At 44.3% G+C, this 20,185-nt stretch carries 11 protein-coding genes; 5 read left to right on the top strand and 6 right to left on the bottom strand.

Annotated elements, in window-relative coordinates; all coding sequences use genetic code 11:
- The first annotated feature begins 599 nt into the window (after window positions 1-599).
- The 4 genes from AC58PV_RS07125 to AC58PV_RS07110 all read left to right on the top strand — a co-directional run bounded on the left by AC58PV_RS07125 (window position 600) and on the right by AC58PV_RS07110 (window position 6,471).
- Entirely contained in the window at window positions 600-2,879 is a 2,280-nt protein-coding gene (locus tag AC58PV_RS07125; protein WP_497431575.1) for a helix-turn-helix transcriptional regulator, read from the top strand.
- A 215-nt stretch (window positions 2,880-3,094) separates the two neighbouring features.
- Window positions 3,095-4,000 (top strand): ABC transporter permease, encoded by a 906-nt coding sequence (locus tag AC58PV_RS07120; protein ID WP_497431574.1) that lies wholly within the window; start codon window positions 3,095-3,097, stop codon window positions 3,998-4,000.
- 13 nt (window positions 4,001-4,013) lie between these two features.
- On the top strand, window positions 4,014-4,865 hold the full coding sequence (locus AC58PV_RS07115; RefSeq protein WP_497431573.1) for a carbohydrate ABC transporter permease: 852 nt from the start codon (window positions 4,014-4,016) through the stop codon (window positions 4,863-4,865).
- Window positions 4,866-4,917: 52 nt separating this feature from the next.
- Entirely contained in the window at window positions 4,918-6,471 is a 1,554-nt protein-coding gene (locus AC58PV_RS07110; protein WP_497431572.1) for an extracellular solute-binding protein, read from the top strand.
- 256 nt (window positions 6,472-6,727) lie between these two features.
- Here the strand turns inward: AC58PV_RS07110 and AC58PV_RS07105 are convergent, their stop codons facing one another.
- A complete protein-coding gene (locus tag AC58PV_RS07105) occupies window positions 6,728-6,883 on the bottom strand; it encodes a helix-turn-helix domain-containing protein (RefSeq protein WP_497431571.1) in 156 nt (51 codons plus the stop codon).
- Between the two features lie 75 nt (window positions 6,884-6,958).
- Between AC58PV_RS07105 and AC58PV_RS07100 the strand changes: the two genes are divergently transcribed.
- Window positions 6,959-7,111 carry a hypothetical protein gene (locus tag AC58PV_RS07100; RefSeq protein WP_497431570.1) on the top strand — a complete coding sequence of 51 codons (153 nt, stop codon included), beginning with the start codon at window positions 6,959-6,961 and terminating at the stop codon, window positions 7,109-7,111.
- Window positions 7,112-7,510: 399 nt separating this feature from the next.
- Here AC58PV_RS07100 and AC58PV_RS07095 read toward each other — a convergent pair whose 3' ends face one another.
- The 5 genes from AC58PV_RS07095 to AC58PV_RS07075 all read right to left on the bottom strand — a co-directional run bounded on the left by AC58PV_RS07095 (window position 7,511) and on the right by AC58PV_RS07075 (window position 20,178).
- Complete coding sequence (locus AC58PV_RS07095) at window positions 7,511-11,743, bottom strand: PA14 domain-containing protein (protein WP_497431569.1); 4,233 nt, start codon at window positions 11,741-11,743, stop codon at window positions 7,511-7,513.
- Between the two features lie 259 nt (window positions 11,744-12,002).
- A complete protein-coding gene (locus AC58PV_RS07090) occupies window positions 12,003-16,160 on the bottom strand; it encodes a 3-keto-alpha-glucoside-1,2-lyase-like domain-containing protein (protein WP_497431568.1) in 4,158 nt (1,385 codons plus the stop codon).
- Window positions 16,161-16,284: 124 nt separating this feature from the next.
- The gene (locus tag AC58PV_RS07085) at window positions 16,285-16,881 is read right to left on the bottom strand and encodes a TlpA family protein disulfide reductase (RefSeq protein WP_497431567.1); all 597 of its coding nucleotides are present in this window, start codon (window positions 16,879-16,881) and stop codon (window positions 16,285-16,287) included.
- 191 nt (window positions 16,882-17,072) lie between these two features.
- A complete protein-coding gene (locus AC58PV_RS07080; protein ID WP_497431566.1) occupies window positions 17,073-18,971 on the bottom strand; it encodes a substrate-binding domain-containing protein in 1,899 nt (632 codons plus the stop codon).
- 4 nt (window positions 18,972-18,975) lie between these two features.
- The gene (locus tag AC58PV_RS07075) at window positions 18,976-20,178 is read right to left on the bottom strand and encodes a response regulator transcription factor (RefSeq protein WP_497431565.1); all 1,203 of its coding nucleotides are present in this window, start codon (window positions 20,176-20,178) and stop codon (window positions 18,976-18,978) included.
- Between the last annotated feature and the right edge of the window lie 7 nt (window positions 20,179-20,185).

Here is a 20,185-nt window from a genome sequence, read left to right as displayed (position 1 = left end):
CCTAATCATGAGCATGAAGCAGCGTAACATCCTTATCACATCGTTTCATACAATCCATCAGAAGCGCATGTAGATCTGCCGGGATATTAAACTCGGTGCACAACAGGTAAAAATCCATTCCCCAATTCGTGGAAGAACATGAAATAAACGGAGCCAGCATGGCTCCGTTTCATCTAACGCATCATGATCAATTACAAAAAAACTTGGAATAGCAGCACTTGCATAGCCCCAGATGTGTCTTCCTCATATAAAACCCCGTTTTGAAAACGGAAGATACCTGCAGTATTGGAATCAGCTTTTCACAATTTACACAGTAAATATGCTCCATGTCCATCCCCCATTGCTGTCACCAAAGCAACTCCTCGTCTTGGAAATCCTTCTTATTTACATGACTTCATGCTATCTTTTTTTGACATCAAAAGATATGGACATTACTTACGTAGTTCAGCATTTTTATGTATATCCATAATAGTGTTAATCAGTTATAAAAATGCATATTCCTTAAGCTACCTAAGGCCGTCCATTTCATAGGCAATTGCAAATTCAGATGGTATAATTTATTTCTCTACAACAAACAGACGCAGTGAGGGGGAGCCGAATTGCCACAATTTGCGCACGTATGGAAAAATAAAAGTAATTCGTTATTTTTCAAATTGCTGACGAGCTTTGCCATCATTATCCTACTATTAGTCTCATTTAACTTTCTCTCTTATACCTTCTTTCGGACAAACATCCAGAGTGAAATTATTAACAATAACCGATTGAACTTAAATTCAGCCGTTAATAATTACGAGAAACAACTCGTTCTCATTAAGAATTTAGGCTTCAGTTTTTACTTCAATGAAAAAACCGAAATCATGAAGAGCACATCACCGAAACTCAACTATGAATTGATGGCACAAGTTCGCAAAGAATTACAGTCGACGTTAACATCCCCATTTCTCTATCTGCATAACATTATCTATTTCTTCAAGGACAGCTCCTATGTCATTGAAAAAGAAGGCACAAGCTCGGCTGAAATCATGTTCTCCAAATTTTATTATAATGAATCGTATAGTTTGGCCTTTTGGAAGGAACAACTTGAGAAACCAACCAGTTTCAAAACATATCCAAACGCCAATTTTATTGAAAAAAGCCCTGAGAAGCCCATTCTAAAAGGCGATTTCATGCCCATTCTGATTAAGAATATCTATAATCAAAACTTCGGCATTATAGCATTACTCGATAGCAGAAAAATGTACGAAGCGCTTCAACCTCCTGGGAGCAGCCACTTTCTTATCTTAGACGAAGATCAACAGCCGATTTTTTCTTCTATTGGTGATTTTACGAAGACTGTTCTACCGCTCGACCAACTGACAGAACAACAAGGATACCGTCAAATTGATCAGAGTTATGTCTTTTATCAGAAAGGATCCGAAACAGGCTACACGTATATTCATACGATTCCAGTAGAACGCATTGCGTCACAAATTGTTAAGCTGAACTGGATATTGATCGGGTTGCTTGTCGTTTCCGTTGTGATTGGCATTGCTGCTTCTATATTCTTTACGATTAAATTCAATCATCCCATCGCGAGAATTATTGAATCGATCAGTCAGATAAACGGCCCAACCTCGCCACGCAGTCAGATTAAGGAATTTGATTTAATCAGCGATAAGTTGAACGATTTACAACGTATGAACCGAGACATTCATGACGATTTGACGAGTAAAAACTCAGTTCTTCAACACTATATGTACATGAACAAACTAAAGATGATTCATGGCGGCGGACAACAGGTAAAGATACCCATGCGCAGCGATAAGCCTTACCAACTAGTTCTGTTCCAAATGCAAATGAAGCTGGCCTTTCATGAACAGTCCGACATGGAAAAGAATAAGGCCATGTATTATATTCGGGAATACATCCATTATCATTTTACGAGATCCCTAGAGGAATCACTCACTTTTCAAATAGAAAAAGATCAAATCCTATCCCTCCTCTTCATCGAGCCCGGCAGATCGTTTGATCTTAATGCAAGCTTACATAGTCTGAAACAGGTCTTCGACCTGGACTTGGCCTACTGCTTAATTACGATTGCTACAAGTCCCTTACAGCATGAATCAGTTGATTTAGCTGTTGCCTACGAACAAGTCATAGAGCGCGCTAACCAGCGCAGACTTGCAGATGAGACACTTATTATAAATGAAGATGAGCCTGCACCTAACAGTTTCGCACTTCGTGTAGCCGAAGAACAAGAATTTACGGCTAATCTAACTGCAGGCAACAGCGCTGCCGTCATCTCCATCGTAAACCGTATACTTATCCAAATGCACAAGAAACGAGCAACCGCCTTGCAATTTGCTGAATTCGGAAGAGACATTGCAGCTCGTGTAACCAAGCTCCTCCAGTCTTCGGGCATTGAAACAGATCAACTGCTTGGGGTGCAGCCTGTATCTGAACAACTCAGTGAATGTTATACCGTGGAACAATTTCAGCAATTGTTTGAGAAACTGCTGACTGCAGCCTCCGAGCGGAACAAACGCAAGAAATCGCAAGCCGATTACTTCACCGACTTTGTCACTGAATATGTGGCGTCACATTATGGTGAGGACATTTCGCTCGAGCTCTTGGCCGAGAAACTGAATATTACAGGCGCATACTTATCCACGTACTTCAAAGATAAGAACGGTATTAATTTCAGTGATTACATCAACAACTATCGCATGGACAGAGCAAAGGAAATGCTTGAAAACACCCAATTGAAAATCCAAGAAATTTCCGAACGTGTCGGGTATCACAATGTGAATTCATTTATCCGCATGTTTAAAAAAGTAACAGGCATACCACCTGGCGAGTTTCGCAAAGGGGATGCACAAAAGACAAAACCATCGCCATAAATTGGTGATGGTTTTGTCTTTTTCTGTAGAGCTGTCCCTTCGGCCATTGAGGCCTTATGGGACGGCTCTTTTTCTTATTTATTCATCTCTCCATAAACTTAACATTTCATCACTTATATAAATTATTGCATGTAATCCATAGAAATGTGGATTTAAATTCTCAGGGGTTATCGGTATGATGAGGGCAATCACAAGAACGAAACGAGGAATTCACGATGGAGCTTACTCTGAAGAAAATAAGTAGAAGCCGGTATTTATTACTCTTATTCTTGCCCTGCTTTATCTGGTATGTCATGTTCAAATATCTTCCCATGTTCGGTATCGTGATCTCTTTTAAGAATTACAATTTATACAAGGGCATCTGGGCAAGTGATTGGGTTGGTTTTAAATACTATCTGCAGTTCTTCAAGAATCCTGATTTTTTCATCCTCATGCGAAACACGTTTCTATTAAGCCTATACAAATTAATTGTTGGTTTCCCAGCGCCAATTATTTTAGCTCTTCTTTTAAATGAATTAACACACAAGCTGTTTAAACGGTTCGTCCAATCCGTCAGCTACCTGCCTCATTTTATCTCGAATGTCGTTGTTGCCAGTATGGTGATCATGTTCTTGTCTCCCTCCAGTGGAGTCGTCAATCGCATGATTGAATCCTTAGGATTTCAACCTATTAACTTCATGGTGCAGGCTGAACTATTTCGACCGATTTACGCATTATCCGAAATATGGCAGCACGTAGGATGGGAGACCATCATTTACCTAGCCGCACTTACAGCGATCGACCCTATGCTCTATGAAGCTGCTGAGATGGATGGCGCATCCCGATGGCAGAAAATGAAAGCCGTCACACTCCCAGGCATTATGCCCGCTATCGTCATTATTTTGATCCTGAATGTCGGCCATGTGCTCGAAGTAGGATTCGAGAAAGTGTATCTGCTCTCCAATCCAGCCACTTACGAAACAGCTGACATTATTAGTACGTATGTCTATCGCGTCGGTTTAACACAAGGAAGCTTCAGTTATGCTTCTGCCATTGATTTATTCACGGGAATTATCTCCCTGATCTTAATATTAGGTACGAATTACGTGAGCCGTAAATTTGGAGACACTAGTCTATGGTAGTAGGAGGATTACGATGAGAAAAAAAATCAGCTTGTTTCAGATAGTGAACTTCATCCTGCTTGCCGGGTTAGTCTTTAGTACACTGTACCCCTTTATCTATATGGCTGCAGTGTCGCTTAGTTCAAACAACTACGTTCTACGTGGAGAAATCACCTGGTTTCCCAAAGGTCTTACCTTAGAAGTTTATAAATTAGTATTAAGCGATCCACGTATTTTGCAGTCTTACATTAACACCATCCTATACGTCATTGTTGGTACGGCGATTGCCCTGCTTATTACATCTATGGGTGCCTATGCGATTTCCAAGAAAGAGATGGCTTTCTCCAAATCGCTGACTTTCATGATTATCTTCACCATGTTCTTTAGTGGAGGATTAATTCCTACCTTTCTTGTACTCAAATCCTACGGCATTATGGATTCCATCTGGGCTATGACATTGCCGGGAGCTGTAAGTACGTGGAACTTGTTGGTGATGCGCACTTTTTATGCGAATATTCCCACGGAAGTCGAAGAATCAGGAAGAATGGATGGTTTAACGGATCTAGGCATTTTCTTCCGTATCGTTATGCCGCTGTCCAAAGCTGCGTTTGCAACCATAGGCATGTTCTATGCCGTATCGCTCTGGAACAACTTTATGCTCCCGCTACTTTACATACGGGACGCAGATTTATTTCCTCTGCAAATTATCCTCCGGAATATCGTTCTAGCTGGACAAGTGACTAGCTTAGGCGGTGATGTGGAGATTGTAGACGAATCCTTAAAATATACAGTCATTATGGTTTCAACGGTTCCCATTCTCTTGGTTTACCCATTCCTCCAAAAGTATTTTGTACAAGGAGCAATGATTGGTGCAGTCAAGGGTTAATATATAAGGTAATATAACTTAACGGGAAAATTAATGAAAAGGGAGTGCTCGAATGAAAAGAAAAGCAATTTCGAAAGCATTGGCAATCGGCTTAATCAGCTCATTAGCAATCACCTCACTTGTGGCCTGCACGTCCAAGACAGAAACACCGTCCACAGGAGACGGTACAACGAATGCACCTGCAACAACCGCACAAACGAAGAAAACGTTCTCTATGATGGCGGAATCAGCGGCAACTTGGCCTTATTCGAAGGATTGGTTAATTTGGAAACTCATTGGAGAGAAAACGGGCGTTACCATTGATATGCAAGTACCTGCCGGAAAGTCAGAAGATACGATTAATCTCAATGTAGCTTCCGGCAACATGCCAGATATTACATTCATGATGAATCTTACACTAGCGAATAAATATGGCCAGCAAGGCGCTCTCGCCAACATCCTAGATTATAAAGATCAGATGCCTAATTTTAAAAAGTGGATGGACAAATATCCGGATATTGCAAAAGCCAATATTGCAGCGGATGGCAAAATGTACCTCTTCCCGAATGAAGGGTTCGGAGAAACAAATCGTATCATTTGGTTGTACAGAGAAGATATTTTCAAGAAAAACAATCTAACTGCCCCTAAAACGTATGATGAGCTCTATACCGTGCTTAAGAAGCTCAAGGAATTGTATCCGAAAAGTTATCCCTTAACGTTCCGTACAGGGGCTAATAGCGGTATACTCAATCACTTGAGTCCGAACTTCGCTACCAATGAAGGGTACTATATGGATGAAGCATCGAAAGAAGTGAAGTACGGCCCTATCGAAGATAACTACAAAACCATGGTGTCCTACTTATCCAAATTTTACAAAGAAGGACTCATTCCACCCGATTGGTTAACGCTTGAAACGAAACAATGGCAAGATCAGATGTCAACAGACCAAGCTTTTATCACGATTGATTATATTGGGCGCATCGATTTCTTCAATAAAGCGCTTAGAAAAGATAATCCCGCTTACAACTTAGCCTTTATGGCACCTCCAGCTGGCATTCCAGGTGGTAAACAACAAAACCCATATACACAAATTGTAGAATCAGGCATGACCGTCTCTTCGAAATCCAAAAATGTGAAAGATGTTATGCAATTCATCGATTTCTTCTATTCCGAAGAGGGCAAAAATATTGCCAGCTGGGGGAAAGAAGGCGAAACGTATACACTTGATGCGGGTAAGAAGAAAATAAAACCCGACTATATCGATGTTGCGGATCTGCGTAAGAAAACAGGCCTAGCAACGAACGGAACGTACACGTGGATTGATTATGATGCCCATCTCTCCATGGCTACGCCAGAATTGCAAGCAGCTTATGTGGAGGCAAGGAAGTATGACGGTCCATACCGACCACAACCTTCATATAACGAAAAAGAGTTCGAACTCTTGTCAACCGTCGGCACAGCTATTGATAAAAATCGCAACGAATCCATCGCTAAATTCATTCTTGGTACAACCAGCATGGATGATTGGGCTAAATATGTCGATGGCGCCAAAAAGCTAGGCGTACAACAAATCATCGATACGTATAAGGCAGCTAAAGCTCGTGCTAGCAATGTGAATTTGAAATAAGTCCTTACATGCATGCACAATTTGCACAACTTGCACAGCACAAACAACAAAAACAGAGTCCGTGACCACACGGAACTCTGTTTTTGTTATATCCATGTACTTCGTTAGCTTTATTCCATTCGCTTTGCTCGAATAACTTCCAACGCCGGCACATATTTACCAAAGCGCAGCGCATCACGTTTCACGGGTGCAGCCCATCTCAACTAGCTCGTAAATAGTAAAAAAAACAGTTACCACGTCACCGACGAGTTACTGTTTACACGAATTTGCTTGGCGGCACTTTGTAATGTTTCTTGAATGCTTTGGAGAAAGAATACGCATCAGGGTAGCCTAAGAGGGAAGCCACTTGCTGCATCGAATAACGCTGTGTGTAGACCAAGTCTCTCGCTCGGTTCATCCTTAATTGGAACATATACTGTCCCGGCGTAACGCCTAACTGACGGCGGAAGCCGTTGTTGAAGGCAGTCGCGAGAAGCTGAGACGAGCTATGCTGACAGATCCGTTGGTCAATTCAGTTGCGGATGCTTATCGAATTACCGAGGAGTTACTGGAGTTGGAGCGGGAAGTCATTTCGAGTAGTTGGTATGCGACAGCGGAGCAAGATGCATCTAGAGCGCTGGTATCCAATCCAGCAAGATAGCTTATAGAGCCAAGCGAATACAAGCGCTCGGCTCTTTTTTCCCCACTTCATTGCACAATTTACTTCCCCTCCTACTCCTACTCCCCTGCCCCTCCAACCAAACCTCACCCCGCAGCCTTAAACAAATTAGATGGATTTTCTGTAGTTATTATTGCCTATTCGCTTTGTTTCGCAGCATTAGATGGATTTCCTACAGCTAATTTCAGCTAATATCCACCAAACCGCCATTCTCGCTCGAATTAGATGTACTTTTTCCATCTAAACATTAATTTACTTATAAATCCCCAATATTAACTGTATATTTTACATGTAATCTTAGCCACTTACGCTCTTACATGGCATCCTGTCAACCTAAAGAAAAAGAGCCAAGCGCAACAACCCCGCTTAGCTCCTTCTACTTTACTGCAAAATCAACTGGGCTACTGCCGCCAAATCCTCAATATCGACGATCTGATCGCCATTGACATCCATTTGCTTGTATTGTGCCCAATTGCGATCAGCTGACGTTTTACCGTATGCAGCGGCAACTTGGGCCAAATCGCCGACAGTAAATCTGCCGTCGGTATTAATGTCACCAGGCGTTGCGGTATGCACACTGGCTAAGAATTGATTCAACGCAGATTGTAGCTCATCCACAGCTTGCGCAACACCTTCCGTCGTTGCACCTGCATCTTCAGCTACAGCCTTACCTTTATGAATCGCGGCTTGAAGCATTGCTTTGGAGCCAGTCGGATATTGACCGGTATAATTTCCTTCAACGGCCACATCATGTTTGCTTTGTGCTTGTGAAATCAGCTCATTCAATACTGCTTTATTCACTAATCCTGTAACTTGAACAGCGAAGCTCGCTTGATCCAATGTCTGTTCTTGACCAGCACCGTTCGCAAGCACGGCATTTGAAAGTAGGACTGTTGCATTCGCTGTGCTTGTCAACGGTTTAGCCTTCCAGTTCAGTTTAAACATCGCGCCATTCACATCAGCCGCACCGATATTCGCTACGATCAATAGGAGTTTACCCGGTGTCACGGCTTTATCCACAACCGTAATACCTGCATGTCGTTCTTCCACAGAATCAAATTCGAGTTGTGTTGGATTATAGGTCACGGTCAGATCTTGCGCGTACACTGCTTCTGTAACGGAATCAAGACCAAGCGTCACGCTAAATGGCTGCCCGCTGGCAACGACAGCTGGACCTGTCATTGTGAATGACGGCTCATTCAATATTGGTCCCCCCACCGTGAAGTAATCAAAATCTACGGGGATGGACGTACCATCAGTAGCTGACATCGCATAGAAGCCGACTTTGACATTCGTTAAATTGACGGTCATCGGATCAGCCGCCTGTTGCCAAGCGGTGCCATTCCAGAAGGATGTCGTGTAGACATTGCCTACTTTCGATATCATCAAGTAGACTGAATCCGTACCAGGATGCCTAGCGACATTCGTTGCTTTGGTGTACACCGCATTTTTCTCGAAGGCGCTTTCCAAATTTTTACCAGTTGCTCCCGTGGTATCCCACACATGACCTATGCGTACATAGTTATCCTCGTCTTGCCAAACGAGCAAACCACCTTGCTCATAATTCTTGTTCACCGAACCTGTGATTTTCGTGGTTATGACGAAATCTCCAGCAGGTGCATTTTGCAAAAACACATTCTTACTGGCATTGGAGTTTCCGAACATATCCCCCGCTAACGATTGCAGTCGGATACTGCCAGGATTGGCTGTTAGACTCCATTTGGTGCTGTCTGGACGGAAAATCGTCCAACTTGGCGCCAACGTTGAGGCATCAAACGTATCTGTCGTCGCTCCATTCGGAATCGGCGCATGTACGGTAGATAAGATCTGCTGATGCGCAGCTATCAAGCTATCCAATGCCCCTTGAATTTGACTTACCGTTGCGTTAGCGTCTTGATTAACAGCTTTAGCCGTATTCAGTGTCGCTGTATATACATCTACGGCAGCTTGTGGATACGTCCCTGGTTGGGATCCAATGCGAATAGCCCCGAAGAAGCTCTCTTCTACAGCAAGCTGCGCACTCAAATCAGCCTTGTTCGCTGTGCCAATCAACTCCCGGTGTGCTTTGGCAATCCTGTCAAAATCGAGTTTCTCTACTTTACGATCATACGTAAGTAGTCCATTAATTTCATACTCCACATCCGTAATTTGCGTATAGATGGCTGCATTCAAGCCATTCGCCTTTTGCTGCTTAAGGGAATCGATAAAGCTAATATATTTGTCCGTTATTTCCTGTTTGCTGTTCATTAATTGATACGAGAAAGTAAGCGGTGTCCATTCATGACCCGTCACGTGCAATCCAAGTCCACCATATTCACCAATGACCGATGCGCGATTCGCCGAAGGTGTTGGTGAAGCTGGAGCAGGGTAGCTATGTGCATCGTTCAGATCGCCTACACCTGTATCCCACCAACCGCTGCTGCCGTTAATGAGACGGGTGGAATCCCAACTTTTCACCGTATTCACAGCATCTTTGGACAGTTGCCCGCCTTGATCGAACTCACCCCAACCTTCATTAAACACTGTCCAAGTCATGATGGAAGGCGTGCTCTGCAGTTGATCGACCATTTCCTTATATTCTTTCAGCCATTGTGTTTTGGCCGCTTGTGAGATATCGTTACCTTTATTCCCTTGTCGATCCTCTAAGCTAGGCATATCCTGCCAGACCAGCAAGCCCATTTTATCTGCCCAGTAATACCAGCGTGCCGGCTCAATTTTGATATGCTTGCGCACCGTGTTCATGCCGATACGTTTAATCGTTGCCAAGTCAAATTGCAAAGCATCTTCGGTAGGTGCCGTATAAATCCCATCAGGGTAATACCCTTGATCAAGAGGGCCCATCATAAAGACCGGTTTGCCATTCAGCAACGTTCGCATCACACCGTTAACCAAACCTGTCTTGATTTCTCTCATCCCAAAATAGCTTTCTACTTGGTCAACGGATTGTGCCCCGTTCTTAATTTTCACCGTTAGATCATAGAGAAACGGATCATCAGGTGACCAAAGTCTTGCACCCGGTACAGGAATTGCAATGTCCGTACCTGGAGTTCCTGTCGCAGTCCCAACAACCTGCCCATTCATACTTGCAATCGCTTCCACGGTTTCACCTTGAACACCTGAAGCAGTTACTTTCAGCTTCAGCACATGATTGGTGATATCCGGAACCATGTCTAGCTTATCAATATGTGCTGAGGCAACTGGTTCCATCCACACCGTTTGCCAGATGCCCGAGCTTGACGTGTACCAAATGCCACCAAGCTTCTTCACGGTTTGCTTCCCTACGGCTTGGTCTTCGCCCGTATCTGTGTTGTCGAGTACCTTCACGATCAACTCATTCTGACCTGCCTGCAATTGATCTGTGATATCCAAGCTAAATGCCGTGAATCCACCCTTGTGACTGCCAACCAGCTGGCCATTGACATAGACAGTAGCCAAATAATCAACGGCTCCGAAGTTTAACTTCACACGTTGACCACTCCAGCTCTGAGGAATCGTGAAAGATCGCTTATACCACATTAAGCTTTCCGTCCGATGAATGCCGGATAGAATCGACTCTGCTGCAAATGGGACGAGAATCTTCTCTTTTAACGTTTGCCCTGTCGGAAGCACATCGCTAGCTTTGGCAGCCTGGAATTCCCATTCACCATTGAGATTCAGCCATTGCTCCCGAGCCATCTGTGGTCTTGGATACTCTGGCAGCACGTTAGCTGGATCCAGTTGTTCCGCCCATGGCGTCATGATTTGATACGTCGAGTCATTTTTCAGAAATTTGGAGAAAGCACCAACGTCACTTCCATCACCTTGTTGAAGACCGCCATTCCCGTCATAGCTAATCCCCACTTGCGAAACATCCTTAGCGTAAATCGGATTCTCAAATGTGAGGACGAGTACAGCGCTATTGCCTGCTTGTAATGCTGCATTCGCAATCGGCCAATTCATGCCAGCAACATCTACTTTCAAATGTGTGCCGAAGCCACCTGTAGGCGGAGCAGATAAGGCGTTATCGAAGGAGATCTCTGCCTTCATTCCGTCTTCCAATATCCTGCCTGCAGATTTGTACCCTGGGGGGGTGAACAACGCCTCTGTAGGAATCGCCTGTTTAGCAAGCGAAGGACTGGACCATTTTACATGTAGATTCGATCCGCCTGTTGCTTCGAAATATTCTAGTTTAAAATCAACTTTCTGACCTGCGACCAAAGCGATCGGCGTGCCCGTTTGCTCTTTATCCCAATCATTGACCCAATGATCAAGCACAAGTTGGTTATTCACCCACAGACGGAATCCATTGTCGCCAATAATGGAGAATGTATAATTTTCAGAATAGGCAGGAAGAATTGATCCCGTCCATCTCACATTCACGTTATCACTTTGCCCTGTCATCAGCTTCAACGCTGTTTCCAAAGAGCTAAAATCCAAATTAGCATCGACCGTAGTCGCTTTTAAAGTTCCAAAATTAAAGCTTGGTGAGCCTGAGCTCGTATAGTAGTCGCCTTTCAAGCCGTGAGTTTCCGCTTCAGCAGCCTGAACTTGATGTGAAATCGATAGGGAAGGAAGACACAAACTCACAACCATGACAAGCATTACAAGCAATTTCTGCACGTCTTTGAACTTCATGCTTGAACCAACCTCTCTTATTTTAGATGCATAACGTATCAAATTGGGGGAGGCCTTTCCTAGCTATGTATAGATTCATGTTGGTATATTCAGTCTCCTCGCATTGCCTCCTTCCTTTATTTGTAAGCTGCATTGCTCCTTTATTATAAAAAAGTACAGTATCGCCTGTATTTACACGAATAGGCTTTTTTATACAAAAATCCCACATATCACGATACAAGACGTATCGCAAATATGCGGGATTCCATTGCTTTGCATTTTATTGCGTAATCATTTGCGCGATGGCAGCAAGATCAACTAGATCAATTTGACCATCATGATTAAAGTCTAGATTTTTCAATTGCTCCCACGATGCACTGCTCGACAAAAAGCCGTAGAACCTAGCTAAAATGTCTAAATCATCGCTCGTATATTTGCCATCGTTATTGAGATCACCTAGTAAAGGTGTAGGCACAGTTGTATCTGTGTCATCTGTTGGATCCACGTTGACTATTGGAACTGTAAGTTTCATCGTGTGTTGGGCTGTATCTAGCGTTGTTTCTACCCCATGTTGATCAGCGATGATCACATTCGATAAGGAAATGACCGTGTTCGCTGTGCTAGGAATCGACTTGGCTTTCCATTTCAGTTTAAGTAATGAACCATCCAGGTCTACTTTACCTACTTTCGCCATTAGCAAACGCACTTGACCTGTCGACTTCGATTCACCAACCAATGCGAACCCTTCTGTCAAAGCCTCAGCACCCATGTATTCCACTTGGGTTGGATCATAAGTCACGGTGATATCTTCTGCATACACACTTTGGGTAACGTTCGCTATCCCCATCTCTAGATCGAAGGTTTGGTTTACTTGAACGGCATCCGGTCCCGATAAGCTAGCGACAGCAGGAAGCGTAGGCTGCGGTTCTTTCACTTCCAACGGCCTGACAACCACATAATCCAGTTCATAGAAGCCTTCGCTTCTCATAAACTTGATCGTGTTCGTTCCCTCCTGGAGATTCACTGTTAGTGGAATAGCCATGAAGCGCCCCCAGTTTTGTGTACCTTGAACCTTAACCAACTGCTCCTCGCCGTTAACGAGAACTTTTCCTGTAGCTGCTGTATAATCACCGCCATTAGCAAACCAAATATCCATGTTGTATGTTCCAGCAGCAGGAACTTCGATCGAGTTGAAAAGAACATAACTGTCAGGATAATCGATCTCTCCAACATAGCTGCCACCCGACGCACGATTATTATTTGTATTAATTTTCGCATGCCCAATTTCAGCTTGTTCAGCTTCATATTTCATCGTCACGGCAGCTTCTGCTTGTTCCGTCACTTCCGGGAAATACGTAACCCTCAAATTCTCTGCGCCATAAGGAACTAATGTGATGTCCTCAGTTGGCTCTGTTGAAAGCAACGGCCCTACAGGAGGTTCTGTCGCCTCAACGTTATTAGCTGATTTCCCCCATGTTGGGATTTTCTTCGCCTTCGCGATCAATTTAATTGGACTTGTTGCTTGGATAAACGGATTCTCAGGCATAACCCCTTTCACGACTTCGATAGAATCCTCTGGATGTGCACGATCAATTACTAATCCATAGTTCCACGGACTGCTCGAAGATACACGATATTGGTTGTAACCAAGTGCTCCTGCATCAAAACCTGGAATGGCTCCGATCGGATTCGATTGTACTTGCCAATTTTCTTGAATTTGCAGGGAGAACACCAGCGGTCCGCGTTCAATGCCAACCGAATTGTTCACCCAAGTTGATGTTTTCAATTTCATTGGCACCGTCAACACAACACGATCACCTGTCGACCAAGTTCTGTCGATCGTCATATATTCACCAGCAAGAACGCCTTGCTGCGCTTGACCATTCACTGTGACAGTCGGTTGATCCGCCCATGCTGGAATCCTTAATTTGAGTGGAAAGCTTACCGCTTCCGACGTTGTCACATCGAAGCCGATTTGCTCCTCGAATGGATAATTCGTCGTTTCATCAATCGTGACGTTTGCATTTTTGATTTTCGTCGAAACTCGGCTTGGCCCATATGCGATAATACCAAGACCACCATCCGGTGTGGCGCCCCACATATTTTTCACAAAATACGGCCATCCCATATGCATATTAAACCGGCAACAAGGAAAACCCGATGTTGGAGAAGGCATTGTCCCGTTCTCGTAATTCTGTTTATAGCCATGATCGGCGATATTGCTCTCCACCTGATTCGGTAAGGAATAGTACTGATGATTCTTCAGCTCTTTATCCATCGAACCAGGCAGGGAATTGAAGGCAATTTTCTCAAGCGCATCGCCAATATGCGGATCCCCCAGAATCATGGCTGCTTCTTCGTTACTTTGCATCCGCTCCGTAATGGCGCATAGTTCCACACCCTGCGTGGCGCCAATACCCGCCAACATTTCGGTGCCGGATTGCATCCCCGTAATCTGTTCATGCTTTGCCAAATTGCTTACGCCTTGTTGGAAAGCAGCACGATCTTGTTCATCATGCGATCTCTGATAGTAGATGGTTGGCATCTTAATCGCTTCATTCACATTGACAGCATGCGTAGGTTGGAAATCATTGCCGAAATTTTGGAATTCATCTTTGGCATAAATATCGGAAATCGGATAACCTTGATTCGCTAATGTATCTGCAAGTTGGAGCAGAAAGGCATCTTCCGTCCGGTTATACAACCACAGCACCGTGTCAATATTATCGCCTACGCGTATTTTGCCCCAATCTCTTAGGGGGCGATCCGGCAATTGAGCCACTTGATAATGAAAGTATTTCGTCATGAACGGGAGTACACGCGCATCATCGGTCGCTTCATAATAGTCTTTCATGACATATAGCGCGACCATGCGAGGCCACCAATCATCACTGCTCGCTGGCCCGAAGGAGCCATCCGCATGTTGACTCGCAAGAATTGCTTCAATCCATTTCTGTGATTTCGCAATGAGATCCTTGTCTTTTAACGTATAAGCCAAGGGAACAAGCCCTTTCAAGTAATAGACTGGACGCTCCCAATCGGAATCAGGCGCTGTACCGCCAAGCCAAGCCGCATTAGTGCCAAGCTCTCCATACAAATCCTCTGAATAACCCGTAGCATTGTCACGCTGCAACTCAAGTTGCTTGAGCAGCCAGCCTTTCGCTTCAATTGAGCCTAGTGGAAGCGGAGTGAATGGGGTTTGGACAAGCGGACTTTTATTCGTTACTGGCGCCACAAACGACTTGTCAGGTATCACATATTCACTCGCGATGTAGTTATCGAACTGTGGTACAGAGCGATAACTTCGCAAACCAACGCCACCCTTCGCGTACTTATCCGCGCTGTCATCGGTATAGTCGATAATCGGTTTCACCGTATCGTTGACATACACTTTGATTCGATTCTGATACGTCACGACTTTCAAATGGTAAGAACGGTTCGCATCCATGTTCGGCAGCGCTTTCACCGTCTTGAGTGCAGTCCAGTTGTTGTTCATTCTGCCAAGAATAACGGTACCATTATTGCTTAAACCCGCATAATAGCCACGAACGTTATCCGCGCCTGGTGCGGCGCTTTGCGTTTTGAACAGCACACCTGCATCGCCATTTCCTGATCCGCTAGGTTGTTTAATATCGGTTTCGAGGGTCATATCCTCGAATTCTGTATCCTTGACCAGCGCTTTATAGCCATCGCCGCTATTCACTGTAATCGTTCCAGCTTGCAGCTGCCAATTGCCATCAATTTGATTCCACTGACCAAGACTTTGTTCTGCCTGCGTTTCGAAGGTATCTTCGAATAACGTGGTTCCCTGTGTAGATTTAACTACGAGATTATCATAAGTCGGCAGTGAATTGTACATTCTTACACCGATGTTACCCGATGTGTACGTACTGTCGGACTGCGTTAACACGAGTACATCGTTCACATATACGTTGATTAGATCGCCTACAGCAGATACTTTCAGATGGTAACTCGTATTCGGATTAATTGTAACCGAAGCCCGTTTGAGCTCCGTCCAGCTATTACTCATCCGTCCGAGCGTCACGACACCTGTCCCACTTGCGCTTATTCCTGCATAGTAGCCCTTAACATTATCGGCACCTGGCGTCGCACTGATGGTTCGGAACAACACGCCTGCATCACCGGATCTGTCTCCCAAGCTGATATCGCTTTCGACGGTCACATCACCAAATGACTGTTCTTCACTTGTTATCGCCTTGAAACCTTGCCCTTTCGCAACTGTCAATTTCCCTGCGTCAATAGCCCAAGGTCCCTCTATGACATTCCATTTGCCATCAATCGTCACTTTATCGAAATGATCAGCGAAGTAGCTTGGCAGTGGTTCTGCCTCTGCCGCTTTGGCAGGTGGGTATGGTGATATTACGGTCAAATACAAGGCAACAACTAATAATTGCACGATAAACGTCTTTATTTTCATCTCCGTGACACCTCTTTTCCTTTATAAAATGGTTAAAAAATTTTCGCTATTCCTGATGCTTGCTAGGCTTATTTATGCATATCACTCCTCCTGCACGGGGTATCAGGTTCACCATATTTGTTTTTTAACGCTGGGCTAAACGTCCTACCTTCTCTTCTAGCTCAAGCGGGTCAACCATATGAAAGGTATCCACAATGTATCCATTCGTATCTATTAGGAATACAGTCGGCAGCGCATGTAGTTCATAGAGATCAGCAGCATGCTTATGCTCATCCAGGAGTATCGGATAGGAAATACGATTCGTCAGCACAAATTTTTGAATATTTTCTAATTTCTCTTCTGTTGCCACATTAACCCCTACAACATCAACTTGACTCTTATATTGCTCATAAAGCTTTCTTAACGTTGGCACTTCAACGGAACATGCTTCGCACCAGCTCGCCCAGAAGTGAACAAGGAGTGGTTTATCCCGCTTGCCGCCAATCGTCGCATAGGAGCCGTCTAACGTTTTCAGTGTAAAAGATGGTGCCTTCACCGCATCCGGTCCCGCTTTGCCGCGTGAACTCGCTAAATTCACAATGTTCTCCAGTTTATGGACGTCCAGCCTTTCTCCCGCACTCACTATGGGATCTGTGTTCTTATGTGATAACAGTAAATATAAGGGCAGACAACTTAGTAGCATAATGCCGCAGAGCAGAATCAAATTTTTCCTCAAATTCATGTACAGCTCCCCTTCCGTTACTAACATTATAGTAATCTCGAAAATACTCGTCTTTACACAATACAGAGATAATGTACGCGATTCTGATAAATGTTTGGGTAACCCGAGATCCCTAACTGGCATACAAAAAAACAAGTCTAGTAATAGGGCTCAATCGTGCGCCCTTTACTAGACTTGCCATCCTGATCCCCTTAATATTTCCGCGTCGTCACATCTCGTTTGGCTGTGTCTTGCGCGAAGATCCCTTCAGCTGTAATAATATTGACTGGGATTTCTTTCCCTGCTGCAAGCTCCTTCGCAGCTTTAATGATTTGCGGTCCCAAGAGTGGGTTGCATTCCACAGACATGTTCAGCTTGCCGGCGATCATGGCTTGAAATGCAGGCTTCGTGGCATCCACAGAAATGACGCCAATCTCTTTGCCAGGCTTCATCCCCGCCTGTTCAATTGCCTTGATTGCTCCAAGTGCCATATCATCATTATGAGCAAATACATACTGAGGCACTTGACCGTCAGCAATGATCTTCGCCATTAATCGTTGGCCGCTTGCATACGTAAAATCGCCTTTTTCTGAAGCGATAATACGGAAGTCGGCTTGTTGAGAAAGTACTTCCTCAAAGCCTTGTCTGCGTTCAATCGCTGGGGCCGATCCCGACGTTCCTTGCAACTCAGCAATTGTTGTGATCCCACTCCCATTCTTGTTCTCGACAAGCCAACGCGCAGCGCGGCGACCTTCTTCAACAAAGTCAGATCCTATGAACGTCGTCCATAAAGAGTCATCCTCGACTCTCACCTTGCGATCCGTCAATATGATCGGAATACCCGCAGCTTTGGCCTCGGCCAATACGTTATCCCAGCCTGACTCCACGAACGGCGTAAATGCAATCACATCCACCTTAGACTTGATAAAGTTGCGAATGATGGCTATTTGTCTTTCTTGATTTCCTTCTGCATTCTGGATGAGCAGATCAATGGCTGGATCTTTCCCCGCAGTGGTCATAATCGATTCTGTATTGGCGGCACGCCAACTACTTTCGGAACCAACGACGGCGACGCCAAGTTTAATCTTCTTTACAATTCCGCTACCCGTAAGCACTTTGGGCAAAGTCTCCGACGAAGCCCTTTCACCCATCGATGGGTAAGCGTTATCATTCGTAATCACATGACTGCGTAGAATAATTTTCTTCGGAATGACCTTCTCTTGATTCAGAATATCGAGGGCATACTGAATCGATTCTTTCCCACCAGTCGGACTTGTCACCGTACCGCTAAGGGTGCCTTGCTTAACCAGATCGTATCCACCATTCATCGTCTCGAGTCCATCAATCCCGATGATTTTCACATCATGCAATCCTAACGATTCTACCGCACGATACGCCCCAAGCGCCATGGCATCACTATGAGCAAAGACCAGCTTGATATCCGGCTCCGCCGTTAATGTTCGTTTCAATTCATCTTCAGCCTGATCGCGCCGCCAATTTCCATTAATAACTTTGGCAATATGCAGCGACGGTGTCCGATCTAGAAAGGCGCGAAATCCGAGACTTGTCTCTTCCACGGAAGAGGACCCTATCGTTCCCTTGATCTCTACAATCTTCGCATACTTGCTTCCTAATAAATCAGCAGCCAGTTTACCTGATTTCTTGCCTATGGCTAAATTATCCGAGCCAATGAACATCGAGTAATCATACCCTGTGACGCCTCGGCCAAGTACGATAACCGGCATATCCTTATAGGCTTCTTTGACGATTGGGGTTAGCTTCTCTGAATCATTTAACGAAATAATGAGAAGATCAATCCCATAATGGAGGAGTTTTTGCACATCATTAATTTGTTTCTCACTATTTTCAGCTGCATCTGTAAAAATAAGTCGGACATTCTTATGCTTCTCAGCCTCGATGCGAATTTCATTATACATGGCAATTTGCCTGGATTCGTTCAAGTTAGGCTGGCTAATCCCGATCAGGAAATCCTTGTCGGCCTTATCCGACTTTAAACTAACAACGCCAAAAATGGCTAGAATGATGGCCGTAAGCACCATCACCCCAAGTAATCCATATCCAAATAAACGCTTCCGTGCGTTCATACTCATATGTCTATTCCCCACGTCTTCTATATTCCAATGGCGATACACCCATCACTTTTTTAAACGTATGACTGAAATAATGCTGTGATTGATAACCCACTCGCCTTGAAATCTCATACATCTTTGATGTGGGGTCATTCAGATATTGAATGGCTTTCTTGATTCGGATGTCCGTGAGACAGTCAATAAATGACTTGCCAAGATCCCTTTTTAACAATTTGCTCAAATAGGTCGCGTTTACATTCATCTGCTCGGCAACCTCAGACAGGGAAAGATCTTCTCTGTAGTAGTAGGTCTCCAAATACTTCTTAGTCATCATTACAATCGGTGTCAAGGTATTTTCTTGGCTGAGACTATTCTTCAACTCATGATAGAGAGAAGGAATTTCCTCCAGCTGTTCCGAGACCACATGTGTAAGAAGCAGGCTGACACCCAAATATTGCTGCACCGAATGTTCAAACTCTTCATATTTCCCATGCAGCACCGTAAGATCACTTACTTGCGAGATCGCAGCAATAAAGCCATTCTCGACGCTAAGAACAGCAGAAATCGGAACATGTGGCAGCATTTCGGTTAGTATATTTTTGATTGCAAACTCCAGTAATTGCGGATCCCACGTCTTTGCTGGCGCATTGAGCGTCATTTTGCCCAGAGATTTCACAAGAAGTAGAGAGAGTGGGCCCTGAAAATTCAGCTGATAGAATGCATGATCCTCATCAAATTGATCTTGGGTAAGTCTTTCCGTCATCCAACTGCGCAAGAAATCTTCCCGCATCGTCACGGCTTTGTCTTCAAATTTATGATTCATCCACTGTGTGTAACGCTGTTGAATCCGATCCTTGTTTAATACTTCCGCAGCTTTGCTCACAACTGCTTGAAGTTCCGATTTCTGAACGGGTTTCAGCAAATAATCGAATACATTTAATCGAACCGCTTGCTGTGCATATGTAAATTCATCATGCCCCGATATGACAATGACTAAGCATCCGGGAACCTCATGTTGCAGGTGTTCAATAAGCTCCAGTCCATTAAGAATGGGCATATTAATATCGACAAACATTAAATCAGGGCGTACGGTAGCAGCGACTTCAAGTGCTTGCCTGCCATTCTCAGCCTCAGCCACAACCTGTATGCCCATATCTCCCCATGGCAGCGCTTTACATAGACCATTGCGAATGCGAGGCTCATCATCTGCAATCATCAGTTTCAACATCCGTGTC

The organism is Paenibacillus sp. J22FR83 (assembly GCF_059691955.1).
Note: the sequence above shows the minus strand (reverse complement) of the source record. Positions and strands in the feature narration are given on the sequence as shown.

Bases quoted from the DNA above. Each gene is read 5' to 3' on its own strand.
- AC58PV_RS07120 (WP_497431574.1), top strand. From the start codon at position 3,095: ATGGAGCTTACTCTGAAGAAAATAAGTAGAAGCCGGTATTTATTACTC.
- AC58PV_RS07115 (WP_497431573.1), top strand. From the start codon at position 4,014: ATGAGAAAAAAAATCAGCTTGTTTCAGATAGTGAACTTCATCCTGCTT.
- AC58PV_RS07110 (WP_497431572.1), top strand. From the start codon at position 4,918: ATGAAAAGAAAAGCAATTTCGAAAGCATTGGCAATCGGCTTAATCAGC.
- AC58PV_RS07105 (WP_497431571.1), bottom strand. From the start codon at position 6,883: ATGTTCCAATTAAGGATGAACCGAGCGAGAGACTTGGTCTACACACAG.
- AC58PV_RS07100 (WP_497431570.1), top strand. From the start codon at position 6,959: ATGCTGACAGATCCGTTGGTCAATTCAGTTGCGGATGCTTATCGAATT.
- AC58PV_RS07095 (WP_497431569.1), bottom strand. From the start codon at position 11,743: ATGAAGTTCAAAGACGTGCAGAAATTGCTTGTAATGCTTGTCATGGTT.
- AC58PV_RS07090 (WP_497431568.1), bottom strand. From the start codon at position 16,160: ATGAAAATAAAGACGTTTATCGTGCAATTATTAGTTGTTGCCTTGTAT.
- AC58PV_RS07085 (WP_497431567.1), bottom strand. From the start codon at position 16,881: ATGAATTTGAGGAAAAATTTGATTCTGCTCTGCGGCATTATGCTACTA.
- AC58PV_RS07080 (WP_497431566.1), bottom strand. From the start codon at position 18,971: ATGAGTATGAACGCACGGAAGCGTTTATTTGGATATGGATTACTTGGG.
- AC58PV_RS07075 (WP_497431565.1), bottom strand. From the start codon at position 20,178: ATGTTGAAACTGATGATTGCAGATGATGAGCCTCGCATTCGCAATGGT.